General features: G+C 62.5%; 12 protein-coding genes. 9 read left to right on the top strand and 3 right to left on the bottom strand.

Features of this window, described 5'->3' with window-relative positions; translation table 11 throughout:
- Nucleotides 1–61: 61 nt before the first annotated feature.
- The 3 genes from AB8B29_RS04960 to AB8B29_RS04950 all read right to left on the bottom strand — a co-directional run bounded on the left by AB8B29_RS04960 (nucleotide 62) and on the right by AB8B29_RS04950 (nucleotide 2,266).
- Nucleotides 62–220 (bottom strand): hypothetical protein, encoded by a 159-nt coding sequence (locus AB8B29_RS04960; protein ID WP_439006672.1) that lies wholly within the window; start codon nucleotides 218–220, stop codon nucleotides 62–64.
- A gap of 48 nt (nucleotides 221–268) precedes the next feature.
- Nucleotides 269–514: a type II toxin-antitoxin system ParD family antitoxin gene (locus AB8B29_RS04955; RefSeq protein ID WP_037194300.1), complete on the bottom strand. Its 246-nt coding sequence runs from the start codon at nucleotides 512–514 to the stop codon at nucleotides 269–271.
- 93 nt (nucleotides 515–607) lie between these two features.
- Nucleotides 608–2,266 (bottom strand): acyl-CoA dehydrogenase family protein, encoded by a 1,659-nt coding sequence (locus AB8B29_RS04950; RefSeq protein ID WP_047639229.1) that lies wholly within the window; start codon nucleotides 2,264–2,266, stop codon nucleotides 608–610.
- Nucleotides 2,267–2,451: 185 nt separating this feature from the next.
- Between AB8B29_RS04950 and AB8B29_RS04945 the strand changes: the two genes are divergently transcribed.
- The 9 genes from AB8B29_RS04945 to rpmG all read left to right on the top strand — a co-directional run bounded on the left by AB8B29_RS04945 (nucleotide 2,452) and on the right by rpmG (nucleotide 13,959).
- Entirely contained in the window at nucleotides 2,452–3,408 is a 957-nt protein-coding gene (locus tag AB8B29_RS04945; RefSeq protein ID WP_037194296.1) for an aspartate carbamoyltransferase catalytic subunit, read from the top strand.
- Nucleotides 3,405–4,694 (top strand): dihydroorotase, encoded by a 1,290-nt coding sequence (locus AB8B29_RS04940; protein WP_037194294.1) that lies wholly within the window; start codon nucleotides 3,405–3,407, stop codon nucleotides 4,692–4,694. The genes AB8B29_RS04945 and AB8B29_RS04940 overlap by 4 nt, the downstream gene beginning before the upstream one ends.
- Nucleotides 4,695–4,727: 33 nt before the next feature.
- Complete coding sequence (gene plsY / locus AB8B29_RS04935) at nucleotides 4,728–5,345, top strand: glycerol-3-phosphate 1-O-acyltransferase PlsY (RefSeq protein WP_037194292.1); 618 nt, start codon at nucleotides 4,728–4,730, stop codon at nucleotides 5,343–5,345.
- Nucleotides 5,345–6,493 (top strand): DNA-processing protein DprA, encoded by a 1,149-nt coding sequence (gene dprA, locus AB8B29_RS04930; RefSeq protein WP_037194290.1) that lies wholly within the window; start codon nucleotides 5,345–5,347, stop codon nucleotides 6,491–6,493. Before plsY ends, dprA begins: the two co-directional genes overlap by 1 nt.
- A gap of 175 nt (nucleotides 6,494–6,668) precedes the next feature.
- On the top strand, nucleotides 6,669–9,341 hold the full coding sequence (gene topA / locus AB8B29_RS04925) for a type I DNA topoisomerase (RefSeq protein WP_037194447.1): 2,673 nt from the start codon (nucleotides 6,669–6,671) through the stop codon (nucleotides 9,339–9,341).
- Nucleotides 9,338–11,716 (top strand): ribonuclease R, encoded by a 2,379-nt coding sequence (gene rnr, locus AB8B29_RS04920; RefSeq protein WP_037194288.1) that lies wholly within the window; start codon nucleotides 9,338–9,340, stop codon nucleotides 11,714–11,716. The genes topA and rnr overlap by 4 nt, the downstream gene beginning before the upstream one ends.
- A 32-nt stretch (nucleotides 11,717–11,748) precedes the next feature.
- Nucleotides 11,749–12,204: a DUF983 domain-containing protein gene (locus AB8B29_RS04915; protein WP_037194286.1), complete on the top strand. Its 456-nt coding sequence runs from the start codon at nucleotides 11,749–11,751 to the stop codon at nucleotides 12,202–12,204.
- A 306-nt stretch (nucleotides 12,205–12,510) separates the two neighbouring features.
- Nucleotides 12,511–13,695, top strand: coding sequence for an MFS transporter (locus tag AB8B29_RS04910; RefSeq protein ID WP_037194284.1), 1,185 nt, complete (start codon nucleotides 12,511–12,513; stop codon nucleotides 13,693–13,695).
- A 96-nt stretch (nucleotides 13,696–13,791) separates the two neighbouring features.
- Nucleotides 13,792–13,959, top strand: a complete 168-nt coding sequence (gene rpmG, locus AB8B29_RS04905) for a 50S ribosomal protein L33 (protein ID WP_003547442.1) — start codon at nucleotides 13,792–13,794, stop codon at nucleotides 13,957–13,959.
- The last annotated feature ends 286 nt before the right edge of the window (nucleotides 13,960–14,245 follow it).

Raw genomic sequence — 14,245 nt, 5'->3', positions numbered from 1 at the left:
CGCCGATGCAACACGCGAATGATGGCGACTTCCGCATCCAGCAGCAGCAGAAGATAGTAGATCAAGTGGGAGCCGATGGCATGTTGAAATAACCTTCGCGGATATGGATGCGACGCCCGATTTTCAGACCGGACGCCAATCCCTCGAAGGCTTCGACGAATTCTGCATGGTAGGCTTCCGCTTGCTTTACGGACCAGTTCTCGACGGTATATCGCCAGATGTCTTCAAGATCGGCCCCGCTAGCGGGGACAGGCCGTACTTTCGAGGACTATTCGCCATATGTCGCGCGCATCCGCCTCAGGAATGCGGCGTTATCGAAGGGGGCAGGCTTTCCGGATTCCTCACCAGCAATCAATGCATCCTGAAGAGCCCTGACCTTCGCTTCATGCTCTTCAAGCAGACGCAAACCTGCGCGAAGAACATCGCTGGCAGAGCCGTATCGGCCCGTCTGAATCTGAGCTTCGATAAAGGCGCTGAAATGATCACCAAGCGAAACGGATGTGTTGCGGGCCATGTAAACACTCCTATGCCGATACCAACATAGTAAATATTGGTATCGCGACAATCGGCGATGCCGCTGCGAGCCCGGCAATCGCTAGCGCAAATTCTATGTCGCCGGCGGATAGAGAAGGTCGACGATATAGCTGGCGTCGAAGCGCGCATCGAGCATGCCGTAGGTGGCGCGCCAGCCGCCGGCCAGCCGGGTCTCGATGAAGGCATCGGCGATCTTGCCCGCGCCGAGGCGATAGAGCTCGGCCGCACCGGCGGCGAGCGCCATCTGTTCGACCAGGAGGCGGGCTGCCCCCTCATCCTGCTCGCAAAGCGCCATGGCCGCGCGCAGCACCTCGATGGTCTTCTTGCCGGCGGGCCCGAGATCGCGGGCAAGGCCGGCGAAGACGGTTTCGAACAGGTCCTTGCCCCGGTTCAAGACTCTGAGAACGTCGAGCGCCATGACGTTGCCGGACCCTTCCCAGATCGCATTGACCGGTGCTTCCCGGTAATGGCGGGCGATCGGGCGCTCCTCGATGTAGCCGCTGCCGCCGATGCACTCCATCGCTTCATAAATCAGCGCCGGAGCGATCTTGCAGCACCAGTATTTGGCGACCGGCGTCATGACGCGGGCGTAGGCGGCGTCTTCAGTGCTGCCGCTCGCTTTGTCGAAGGCTTCGGCCAAACGGAAGGCGAGCGCAGTCGCGGCAGCGACATCGAGCGCCATGTCGGCGAGCACGCGCGTCATGATCGGCTGTTTGACCAGCATCTTGCCGAAGACGCTGCGGCCGCGCGCATGATGCACGGCTTCGGCCAACGAAGCCCGCATGATGCCGGCCGACGCCAGCGCGCAATCGAGCCGTGTCAGCGTCACCATGTCGAGGATCGTGCGGATGCCGGCATCGGGCGTCCCGAGCAGGAAGCCGAAGGTGTCGGTAAATTCGACCTCCGAGGAGGCGTTCGAGCGATTGCCGAGCTTGTCCTTCAGCCTCTGGAATTGCAGGCCGTTGGCCGAGCCATCCTCGAGCAGCCGCGGCACGAGGAAACAGCCAAGGCCCTCCTTGGTCTGGGCCAGCATGATGAAGGCGTCGCTCATCGGCGCCGACATGAACCATTTATGGCCGGAGAGCCTGTAGATGCCCTCGCTCACCTTGTCGGCGGCCGTCCGGTTGGCGCGCACATCGGTGCCGCCCTGCTTCTCCGTCATGCCCATGCCGATGGTGACGGCTGTCTTCTGCATGGCCGGCTTGTTGGAAGAATCATATCTGCGCGACAGGATCTTCGGCGCCCAGTCCTTCTGGACGGCTGGCGACGCCATCATGGCTGCCACGGACGCGCTGGTCATCGTCAGCGGGCAGAGATGGCCGCATTCGAGCTGCGCGGTCAGATAGAAGCGGGCCGCGCGCACCTTGTGCGACTGCCCCACCGCTTCGGGATCGGCCTGCGCATCCCAGATCGAGGAATGCAGGCCCGACGACATCGAACGGCGCATCAGCGCGTGCCAGGCCGGATGGAATTCGACCACATCGAGACGCTCGCCGCGCGGACCGTGGGTGCGCAGTTGCGGGGTGCCCTGGTTCGCCATGCGCGCCAGTTCCTGCGCCTCGTGCGAGGTGACGAAGCGACCGAGCTGCTCCAGGTCTTCCCGTGTCGAACGCGGCAGGCCGGAGGTCAGATCGACTATCAACGGATCGGAACGATAGGCATTGATGCCGGACCAGAGGCTCGGCTGGTTCAGGTCGGCAAATGGGTCATCAGTCCGGGTCTGTTGGGTCATATTTCGCTTTTAGAGCAAGAGGGTTGCAAAAGGAAACCGGAAGTTTTGTCTCCTAACAGCATAGCTGCTGTAACCGGATTCGAGCGAAATTGCATGGGGAACACGCGACCTTGTCACATGCGCGCGCTTGCCCCTTTGGCGCTCCCTCTCTATAGACCCCCTGACGACATCCAGAGGGCAGGTCCATGGTCTTCTTTCCCCACCGCCACCTCATCGGCATCAAGGGTCTTACCGAGCAGGATATAACCTATCTTCTCGACAAGGCCGACGAGGCGGTCAAGATAAGCCGCCAGCGTGAGAAGAAGACGTCGACGCTTCGCGGTCTCACGCAGATCAATCTTTTCTTTGAAGCATCGACGCGCACCCAGTCCTCCTTCGAGCTGGCCGGCAAGCGGCTTGGCGCCGATGTGATGAATATGTCGGTCGGCAATTCGTCCGTGAAAAAAGGCGAAACGCTGATCGATACGGCGATGACGCTGAACGCCATGCGGCCGGATGTGCTCGTCATCCGTCATTCGAGCGCAGGTGCCGCTGCGCTGCTGGCGCAGAAGGTCTCCTGCTCAGTCGTAAACGCCGGCGATGGCCAGCACGAACATCCGACCCAGGCGCTGCTCGACGCGCTGACGATCCGCCGCGCGAAAGGCAAGCTCTCGCGCATCATCGTCGCCATCTGCGGCGACGTGCTGCATTCGCGCGTTGCCCGTTCCAACATCCTGCTCCTGAACGCCATGGGCGCTCGTGTCCGCGTCGTGGCGCCCGCTACCCTGCTGCCCGCGGGCATTGCCGACATGGGCGTCGAGGTCTTCCATTCGATGAAGGAAGGGCTGAAGGATGCCGACGTCGTCATGATGCTGCGGCTGCAACGCGAACGCATGTCCGGCGCCTTCGTGCCATCGGTGCGCGAATACTATCATTTTTACGGGCTGGACGCCGAGACGCTCAAAGCTGCCAAGGAGGATGCGCTCGTCATGCATCCGGGGCCGATGAACCGAGGGGTCGAGATCGCATCCGAGGTGGCCGACGGTCCTCAAAGCGTCATCGCCGAGCAGGTGGAAATGGGTGTCGCCGTGCGCATGGCAGTCATGGAAGTGCTGCTCGTCTCACAGAACCAAGGACCTCGCAGCGAGGTATCAGGCGCATGAACAACTCGATCGTCCTGCAGAATGTCCGCATCATCGACCCCTCCCGTAATCTCGACGAGGTCGGTGCGATCGTGGTCGAAGGCGGCATCATCGTCGCCGCCGGCAAGGATGCGAAAGGCCACCCGACGCCGAAGGGCGCGACGGTACGGGATTGCACCGGCCTCGTGGCCGTGCCGGGTCTGGTCGACGCCCGCGTCCATGTCGGCGAGCCTGGCGGCGAGCATCGCGAAACGATCGCCTCGGCGAGCCGCGCGGCCGCGGCCGGCGGCGTCACCTCCTTCATCATGATGCCGGACACCCATCCCGTCATCGACGACATCGCCCTGGTGGAATTCGTCAGAAAGACGGCGCGCGACACCGCGGTCGTCAATGTCTATCCGGCCGCCGCCCTCACCAAGGGTCTTGCCGGCGAGGAGATGACGGAAATCGGCCTTCTGCGGGCGGCCGGCGCGGTTGCCTTCACCGATGCGCATTCCGCAGTCTACGACACACAGGTCCTGCGGCGGCTGATGACCTATGCGCGGGAATTCGGCGCGGTCATTTCCTGCGAGACCCGCGACAAGTATCTCGGCGCCAACGGCGTCATGCATGAAGGGTTGCTTGCGAGTTGGCTCGGGCTGTCAGGCATCCCGAAGGAGGCCGAACTCATCCCGCTCGAGCGCGACCTGCGCATTGCGGCGCTGACGCGCAGCCACTATCACGCCGCCATGATTTCCGTGCCTGAATCGGCTGAAGCCATCCGCCTTGCCCGCGCGCGCGGCGCCAAGGTCACCTGCGGCATCTCGATCAACAATCTCGCGCTGAACGAGAACGACATCGGCGAATACCGCACCTTCTTCAAGCTCTACCCGCCGCTGCGGTCCGAGGACGACCGCACGGGCATGATCCAGGCGCTGGCGGACGGCACCATCGACATCATCGTTTCCTCACACGACCCGCAGGACGTGGACACCAAGCGCCTGCCGTTCGCAGAGGCTGAGGACGGCGCAGTCGGGCTGGAAACGCTGCTGGCCGCCGCCCTTCGCCTCCATCATAGCGGTGAGATCAGCCTGATGCGGCTGATCGATGCCCTGTCGACGCGGCCGGCCCAGATCTTCGGTCTCGATGCCGGCACGCTGAAGCCGGGCGCGAAGGCGGATATTGCCTTGATCGATCTCGACGAGCCTTGGCTTGTCGCCAAAGAAATGCTTCTGTCGCGCTCGAAGAATACACCTTTCGAGGATGCAAGAATGAGCGGCCGGGCGGTTGCAACCTATGTCGCCGGCAAGCTGGTTCACAGTCTCTAGAGCAGGCCCAGGGTTTACGGAGAACAAGACGTGATGGCGGATTTCTGGACTTGGCAGCTTACCCCGGAGACAGCGCTGGCAGCCCTCGTCATCGGCTACCTGCTCGGCTCCATCCCGTTCGGCCTCTTGCTGACGCGCATGGCAGGCCTCGGTGACGTCCGCAAGATCGGCTCGGGCAATATCGGCGCAACCAATGTGCTGCGCACCGGCAACAAGGGGCTTGCGGCCGCCACCCTGCTGCTCGACGCCTTCAAGGCCACCGTCGCCGTGTTGATCGTCGCGCATTTCTTCGGCAATGACGCCGCGGTGCTCGCCGGTTTCGCGGCCTTCATCGGTCATATCTTCCCGGTCTGGATCGGCTTCAAGGGCGGCAAGGGCGTTGCGACCTATCTGGGCATCCTGCTCGGTCTGGCTCCGCTGATGGCCTTGATTTTCGCGATCGTCTGGCTCGCCATCGCCTTCACCACCCGTTACTCGTCACTCTCCGCGCTGGTTGCAACCCTTGCCATCCCGGTTGTATTGTGGATATTGGGCGTCGACAAGATCGCCGGCGCCATGGCGCTGATGACGGTCATCTCCTGGTACAAACACAGAGCCAACATCGCCCGGCTGGCGGCCGGAACGGAAGGCAAGATCGGAGCGAAGGGGTAATGGATACAGGCAGCGCAAGACGGACCGGAGTTGCGCTGACCGAAAAACAAAGGATCGCCTGGCTCAGGCTTATCCGCTCCGACAATGTCGGTCCATCCACCTTTCGCCATCTCATCAATCACTACGGCTCGGCAGAGGCGGCGCTTGCCATGCTACCGGAGCTTTCCCAGCGCGGCGGCTCGACGCGGGCGATCCGCATTGCCGACGAGCGCGACGCTCTGCGGGAACTGGAAGCGATGCATCGGTTCGGTGCGCGCTTCGTCGGCATCGGCGAGCCGGATTATCCGCCCGCGCTCCGCGAGATCGATGGCGCGCCACCGCTTCTTGCGGTCAAAGGCAATGTCCCGACGGCAACCCGTCCGGCAATCGGCATCGTCGGCTCGCGCAATGCCTCGATCAGCGGGGCCAAGTTCACCGCAATGATCGCCCGCACCTGCGGCGAGGCCGGATACGTTGTCATCTCCGGGCTTGCCCGCGGCATCGATACGGCAGCCCATCGCGCCAGCCTCGAGACCGGCACGATCGCCGCCATGGCCGGCGGGCTGGATCAGCCCTACCCGCCTGAGAATATCGGCCTGCTCAACGACATATGGGACGGCAACGGGCTTGCAGTCAGCGAAATGCCGTTCGGATGGGAGCCGCGGGCTCGCGACTTCCCGCGCCGCAACCGGTTGATATCGGGCATCTCGCTCGGCGTCGTCGTCATCGAGGCGGCGACCCGCTCCGGCTCGCTCATCACCGCGCGCCTTGCCGGCGAATTCGGCCGGCTGGTCTTTGCCGTTCCCGGCTCGCCGCTCGATCCGCGCTGCGAAGGCACCAACGGCCTGCTGAAGGACGGCGCGATGATCGTGACCACGCCGAACGATATCGTCGATGCTCTGCGGCCGCTGGCTGAGCCCGATCTCTTCCGCCCTCGCCCTTCCGAAGCGCCAGTCGAACGGAGCAAACCGTTCTCCGCACCGCCCGCTGATGCTGAACGCGATCACATCGTCGATGCGCTCGGGCCGACACCGGTCGAGATCGACGACATCGTCAGGCATACAGGCCTGCCGATATCCTCGATCCATTCCGTTCTTCTCGAGCTCGATATGGCCGGCCGGCTGCATCGCCATCCCGGCGGGCTCGTGTCGCTCTCCATGCTGGATTGAAAACTGTGACGCGCATACCAATTCTAAGCATCGCATCGTCGCGCCAGGCGCAAAAATTGACATCGCCTCTTGACCGCGACGATTTCCCTGTCCATGTCGGAGGGCCGGGGAGACGAAAAAACTCGGCTTCTCCCGTGCCTTGTTTCGGCACGACCTCCTATTCAGAGACTTAATGATGAACGTTGTAGTGGTAGAATCGCCTGCCAAGGCTAAGACAATCAACAAATATCTGGGACCCGGATATAAGGTTCTTGCCTCCTTCGGCCATGTGCGTGACCTGCCCGCCAAAGACGGTTCGGTGCTGCCGGACCAGGACTTCGAAATGCTCTGGGAAGTCGATGGCGCTTCGCAAAAGCGCATGAAGGACATCGCTGACGCGGTGAAATCCGCCGACGGCCTGTTTCTAGCGACCGACCCGGATCGCGAAGGCGAAGCGATTTCCTGGCATGTGCTCGACCTGCTCAACAAGAAGCGTGTGATCAACGGCAAGCCCGTGAAGCGCGTCGTCTTCAACGCCATCACCAAGAAGGCCGTGCTCGACGCGATGGCCGACCCGCGCGACATCGACGTGCCGCTGGTCGACGCCTATCTCGCCCGCCGCGCCCTCGATTATCTCGTCGGCTTCAATCTGTCGCCGGTTCTGTGGCGCAAGCTGCCCGGCGCCCGCTCGGCCGGCCGTGTGCAGTCTGTCGCGCTTCGCCTCGTCTGCGACCGTGAATCCGAAATCGAGCGCTTCATTTCGGAAGAATACTGGAACCTTTCGGCCATCCTGAAGACGCCGCGCGGCGACGAATTTGAGGCTCGCCTCGTGTCCGCCGACGGCAAACGCCTGCAGCCGCGCGCGATTGGCAACGGCGAAGAGGCCGGCAAGCTGAAGGCGTTGCTGGAAGGCGCCGCCTATGTCGTCGACAGCGTCGAGGCAAAGCCCGTCAAGCGCAATCCGAGCCCGCCGTTTACCACTTCCACCCTGCAGCAGGCCGCTTCCTCCAAACTCGGCTTCTCCGCTTCGCGCACCATGCAGGTCGCACAGAAGCTCTATGAAGGTGTCGACATCGGCGGTGAGACCGTCGGTCTCATTACCTATATGCGTACGGACGGCGTGCAGATGGCGCCGGAAGCGATCGATGCGGCACGCGCGGCGATCGCCGATCAATTCGGCAACCGCTACCTGCCGGAAAAGGCGCGCTTCTACTCGACCAAGGCGAAGAACGCCCAGGAAGCACACGAAGCGATCCGCCCGACGGATTTCGATCGCACACCGGACCGCGTCCGCAAATTCCTCGATGCCGACCAGCTGAGACTCTATGACCTCGTGTGGAAGCGCGGCATCGCCAGCCAGATGGCCTCCGCCGAGATCGAGCGCACCACCGTCGAGATTCTCGCCGACAATGCCGGCGAGAAGGCCGGCCTGCGCGCCGTCGGCTCCGTGATCCGCTTTGACGGTTTCATTGCCGCCTACACCGACCAGAAGGAAGACGGCGAGCAGAGCGACGATGCCGACGACGAAGATGGCCGTCTGCCCGAGATCAATGCGCGCGAAAACCTCGCCAAGCAGAAGATCAATTCGACGCAGCACTTCACGGAACCGCCGCCGCGCTATTCGGAAGCTTCGCTCATCAAGAAGATGGAAGAGCTCGGCATCGGCCGCCCGTCGACCTATGCGGCGACGCTGGCGACGCTGCGCGACCGTGACTATGTGACGATCGACAAGCGAAAGCTGGTGCCGCAGGCCAAGGGCCGGCTGGTGACCGCCTTCCTCGAAAGCTTCTTCACCAAATACGTCGAATACGACTTCACTGCCGATCTGGAAGAAAAGCTCGATCGCATCTCCGCTGGCGAATTGAACTGGAAGGACGTATTGCGCGATTTCTGGCGCGATTTCTTCGCCCAGATCGAGGACACGAAGGAGCTGCGCGTCACCAATGTGCTCGACGCGCTGAACGAGGCGCTGGCGCCGCTCGTCTTCCCGAAGCGCGAGGATGGCAGCGATCCGCGCATCTGCCAGGTGTGCGGCACGGGCAACCTGTCGCTGAAGCTCGGCAAATACGGCGCCTTCGTCGGCTGCTCGAACTATCCGGAATGCAACTATACGCGCCAGCTCTCCTCGGAAGGCGGCGCCGAAGCCGAATCCACCGGTCTGAACGAGCCGAAGGCACTCGGCGCGGATCCGGTCACCGGCGAAGAGCTGACGCTGCGTTCCGGTCGCTTCGGACCCTATATCCAGCGCGGCGATGGCAAGGATGCCAAGCGCGCCTCGCTACCGAAGGGCTGGAAGCCCGAGGATATCGATTACGAGAAAGCGATGGCGTTGATCTCGTTGCCGCGCGATATCGGCAAACATCCTGAAAGCGGCAAGATGATCTCGTCCGGCATCGGCCGTTACGGGCCGTTCCTGCTGCATGACGGCAGCTATGCCAACCTCGAAACCGTCGAGGATGTCTTCACCGTCGGCCTGAACCGCGCCGTGACAGTCCTTGCCGAAAAGCAGAGCAAGGCAGGTGGCGGAGCACGCGGTGGTACGCCGGCTGCATTGAAGGATCTCGGCGCGCATCCGGACGGCGGCGGCTCGATTACCGTTCGTGACGGGAAATACGGCCCCTATGTCAACTGGGGCAAAGTCAACGCTACCCTGCCGAAAGGCACGGACCCGCAGGCGATCACAGTCGAGGAAGCCCTGGCTCTGATCGTTGCAAAGACCGGCAAGGGCGGCGGCACGACGAAGAGGGCGCCCGCCAAGGCAAAGACTGCGGCCGCCGGCGCAAAAGTGACGAAAACGACCGCCAAGCCGAAAGCAGCTGCAAAGAAGCCTGCGGCCAAGACGGCAGCGAAAAAGAAGAGCGCAGAGTGAGCAGAGAACCACGCGGCAGGATTTCATCGTCGGAACGACGTTCCGGCAAGCCCGGCCGCGCCGGTAAGGCAAGCGGCGACGCCGAGCCGATGATGGCGATCGTTCACGGCACGTTGCCGCCGCGCGAAATCATCCTGCGCTTCATCGCCGAGCATCCGCAGCAGGCTTCGAAGCGCGAACTCGCCAAGGCCTTCGGATTGAAGGGTGAGAGCCGTGTCGAGCTGAAGAATCTCCTGCGCGAGCTCGAAGAAGACGGCATGGTGCAGAAGAGCCGCAAGTCGCTCATCCGCCCCGGCGCTCTGCCGCCGATCGCCGTTCTTGATATCACCACGCGCGACAAGGATGGCGGATTGATCGGCCGCCCCGCTGAGTGGGCCGAGGAAAACGGCGTGGCGCCGGCCGTGATGATCAAGCAATCCTCCTCGCCCGCCGGCCGCAACGGCAAGGGCAAGGCGCCCGTCGCCGGCATGGGCGACCGCATCCTTGCCAAGATCTTCTCGGCGGTGGATCGTGGCGGTCCGGCCTATACCGCGCGCATCATCAAGGTCATCGACAAGCGGAGGGGCGCGTCCATGGGCGTCTTCCGCGAGACGCCAGGTGGCGGCGGCCGGCTGATGCCGATCGAACGGCGCGGCGAGGAAATGGTAATCGATCCGGACTATACCGGCGAAGCCAAGGACGGCGATCTGGTCGAAGTCGAAGTGGCCCGCCTCGGCCGTTTCGGCCTGCCGCGCGCCAAGGTACTGTCGGTCGTCGGCTCCGTCGCCTCGGAAAAGGCGATCTCGATGATCGCCATCCACGCGCACGGCATTCCGCACGTATTCCCAGCCGCCGTGATCGCGGAGGCGGATGCAGCCAAGCCGGCGAGCATGTCGCATCGCGAGGACTGGCGCAGCCTGCCGCTGATCACCATCGATCCGGCCGACGCGAAGGACCACGACGATGCCGTCTACGCCGAAATGGACCCCTCGCCTGACAATCCCGACGGCATTATCGTCACGGTCGCCATTGCCGACGTTTCCTGGTATGTGCGCCCCAATTCCCCGCTTGATCGCGAGGCGCTGAAGCGCGGCAATTCGGTCTATTTCCCCGACCGTGTCGTGCCGATGCTTCCAGAGCGCATTTCCAACGATCTCTGCTCGCTCAAGGAAGGCGTCGATCGCCCTGCCCTCGCCGTCCGGATGATCTTCTCCAGAGAAGGCCGCAAGGCTGGACACACCTTCCATCGCATCATGATGAAGAGTGCCGCCAAGCTTTCCTACCAGCAGGCGCAGGCGGCGATCGACGGCCAAGCCGACGACAAGACCGGGCCGATGCTGGAGCCGATCCTTAGACCTCTCTGGCACGCGTATGAAATCCTGAAGAAGGGCCGCGAGCGGCGCCAGCCGCTCGAACTGGATATGCCGGAGCGCAAGATCCTGCTGAAGCCCGACGGCACCGTCGATCGCGTCGTCGTGCCGCCGCGCCTCGATGCGCACAAGCTCATCGAAGAAATGATGATCCAGGCGAACGTGGCTGCGGCCGAGACGCTGGAGAAGAAGAAACAGGGACTTATCTTTCGCATCCATGACGGCCCAACGCTCGCCAAGCAGGAAGTGCTGCGCGAATTCCTGGCGACACTCGGCATATCGCTGCCCAAGGGCGGCAATGTCCGGGCCAACAGCTTCAACGGCATTCTGGCGAAAGCCGATGGGACGCCGCATCAGACCATGGTCAACGAGATGGTGCTGCGCTCGCAGAGCCAGGCGATCTACAGCCCTGATAATATCGGGCATTTCGGCCTGAACCTGATGAAATACGCCCATTTCACGTCTCCCATCCGCCGCTACGCGGATCTGATCGTACATCGCGCGCTCGTCGGCTCGCTTGGCCTCGGCGAAGGTGGAATCACGTCGGATGAGGAAGCTGCCCTCGACGACATCGCCGCGGAAATCTCGACATTCGAGCGCCGCGCCATGGCGGCGGAACGCGAGACCGTCGACCGGCTGATCGCCCATCATCTCGCCGGGCGTGTGGGCGCGGAATTCGAGGCGCGCGTCGGCGGCGTCACCAAGTCGGGACTTTTTGTCACCCTGCCGGACTATGGCGCCGACGGTTTCATCCCTATATCTACGCTCGGCACCGATTACTTCATCTATGACGAGGCGCATCAGGCGCTGACAGGCGAGAAGACGGGGCTCGGTTATCGCCTTGGCGACGAGGTGAGCGTACGGCTGGTGGAGGCCGTGCCGCTTGCGGGCGCGCTGCGCTTCGAAATGCTGAGCGACGGACGGTCGATGCCGACGGCGGTACGCTCTTTCCATAAGGCGACCCGCCGCAATCAAAATCAGGCGCGCAAAGCGCCGGGCACGAGACCACCGCGCGGCCGCCGGTAAGGGACGGTTGCCGCCAGGAAGGAAGAGCATTCATGACGGGCAGCCCATCCGATCCCACCATGCGCTATGGTGGCGCAGACGAAAGCGAGCGCCCGCTCGGGCGATCGATTACCCGTGGCATGCTGAACCGCTGTCCCCGCTGCGGCACCGGCAAACTCTTCGGTGCCTTCCTGAAGCCGGTCGATCGTTGCGCTGTGTGCGACGAGGAGATTTTCCATCAACGCGCCGACGATCTGCCGCCCTATCTGGTGATCCTGGTTCTCGGCCATATCGTCGTCGGCGGCTACATGCTGACGGACATGGCCTTCAATCTGCCGATGTGGGTCCACCTCGCGATCTGGGCACCGATCACGGTGATCGCGGCGCTTGCGATCATACAGCCCATCAAAGGCGGGGTCATCGGCCTGCAATGGGCGCTCCGCATGCATGGCTTCGGTGGCCACGACGACAGCCCGGACGACTGGGATCAGGGAAACAGCCGGTCGTGAAAGCCATATGCCAGCCCAAGTCGCTCGCCCGCGCGGCAGGCGGAACTCACCTTGCGCCGTTACGCCCTTTGGTCACGGCCAATATCGATTCGTCGTATATTCGGGATTCAGCGGAGCTGGTTTGCCGGCAACGGCTTGACATGGACAGCGTTTCTTGTCTGAACATGCCGGGCGTCGAAAGGACCATCCCGGGGGATATGACCGATCTCATGAAAGCCGACTCGTTACCTGAATTTGGCCGTGCCGTGCCTTTCTATATCCCACGTGCCGATCGATTCGCCCGCCACGCGCTGCAAGGATCCGTTTATGCTTGAACCGACGAACGGCAAGACCGGCCATGTCGAAGAAATTCACTGGCCCTCGCTCGTCGCAGCTATCGCGTCCGTATCCGCCGTGGGCATAGCCATCGGGTTGGGCCTGCCGCTTCTCAGTATCATTCTGGAAAAGCGCGGCGTCCCCTCAAGCCTCATCGGGGTCAACACCGCGATGATGGGGGTGGCGTCGATGCTCGCCGCGGTCATCACGACAAAACTCGCCCATCGCTTCGGCGTCGTGCAGACGATGATCTGGGCGGTCATGCTCTCCGCGCTGAGCTCGCTGGGCTTCTACTACGCGGAAAACCTGCTTCTGTGGTTTCCGCTGCGTATCCTGTTCCACGGGTCGACGACGACTCTGTTCATCCTGTCGGAATTCTGGATCAATGCGGCTTCGCCGCCTTCCAAGCGCGGTTTCGTGCTCGGCCTCTATTCCACGGTCTTCTCCCTCGGCTTTGCCGCCGGCCCCCTGCTGTTCTCGCTTGTCGGCAGCGAAGGGCTCATGCCCTTCGCCATCGGCGCCTGCATCATCCTGGCAGCCGCCATTCCGATCTTCATCGCGCGCAACGAAAGCCCGGATGTCGACGAAAAGCCCGAGCTGCATTTCGTCCGCTACATCTTCCTGGTACCGACGGCGACCGCCGCAGTGTTCGTGTTCGGCGCCGTCACCGTCGGCGGCGGCTCCTTGTTCACCAGCTATGCCACGCGCCTCGGCTTCAACGAATCACAGGCCGCGCTGCTCTTGACCGTGATGGGCGTCGGTAATTTCGTTTTCCAGATCCCCCTGGGGCTGCTTGCCGACCGCATGCGCGACAAGCGGCCACTGCTCTCGATCATGGCCACCATCGGCTTGGTGGGCGCGCTGCTGCTGCCGTCTCTGTCCTCGAACTGGATCATTCTCGCGGTCATTCTGCTCTTCTGGGGCGGCTGCGTCTCCGGCATGTACACGGTTGGCCTCAGCCATCTGGGCACGCGCCTGACCGGAGCGGATCTCGCGGCCGCCAATGCGGCCTTCGTTTTCTGTTATGCCATCGGCATGGTTCTCGGGCCGCCGACGATCGGCACGGCGATGGATTTGGTCAACCCCAGCGGCTTTGCCTGGGCCGTTGCCTTTTTCTTCGGCCTTTATGTCCTGCTTTCGGGGATACGATTGCTTTTCATGGGCAACAGGGGTTGACTTTTCGGGCGCGATTTGTAGTTTCGCGCCAGAATTCGCCGTGGACCTCCGCACTGGCCGTCCACGGCGTTCATTTTTATTAAAGGCAGGACGACTATGGCCAAGGCTACCACTATCAAGATCAAGCTGCTGTCGACGGCCGACACCGGTTTCTTCTACGTCACGACGAAGAACAGCCGTACGATGACGGACAAGATGACGAAGACGAAGTACGACCCGGTTGCTAAGAAGCACGTCGAGTTCAAGGAAACGAAGATCAAGTAATTTCCCTAAACTTCTGGTTACAAAAGGCGCAACCGAGAGGTTAGCGCCTTTTTGTTTTCAATGACGTTCTCCTGGCGCCGAGCTTGACTGTGCTTCCTAAGGCAAGAAGAGCTAAAATATAGATCCCTTGTATTCGTCGACAAAGAAAAAACGCCGCCTTCGAAAAACGAAGAACGGCGTTTTGAGTTGGGGGTCGGCTAGCCTGCAAAACGGCACGAGGAACCGCTTATATTGCATGCCAGCCGACCGACCCCACGACCCAGGAGATGCGGCGGACCTGAGCATC

Source organism: Rhizobium sp. 11_C7_N12_5, from assembly GCF_051811145.1.
In the GTDB taxonomy this organism is placed as follows: Bacteria; Pseudomonadota; Alphaproteobacteria; order Rhizobiales; family Rhizobiaceae; genus Rhizobium; species Rhizobium lusitanum.
Note: the sequence above shows the minus strand (reverse complement) of the source record. Positions and strands in the feature narration are given on the sequence as shown.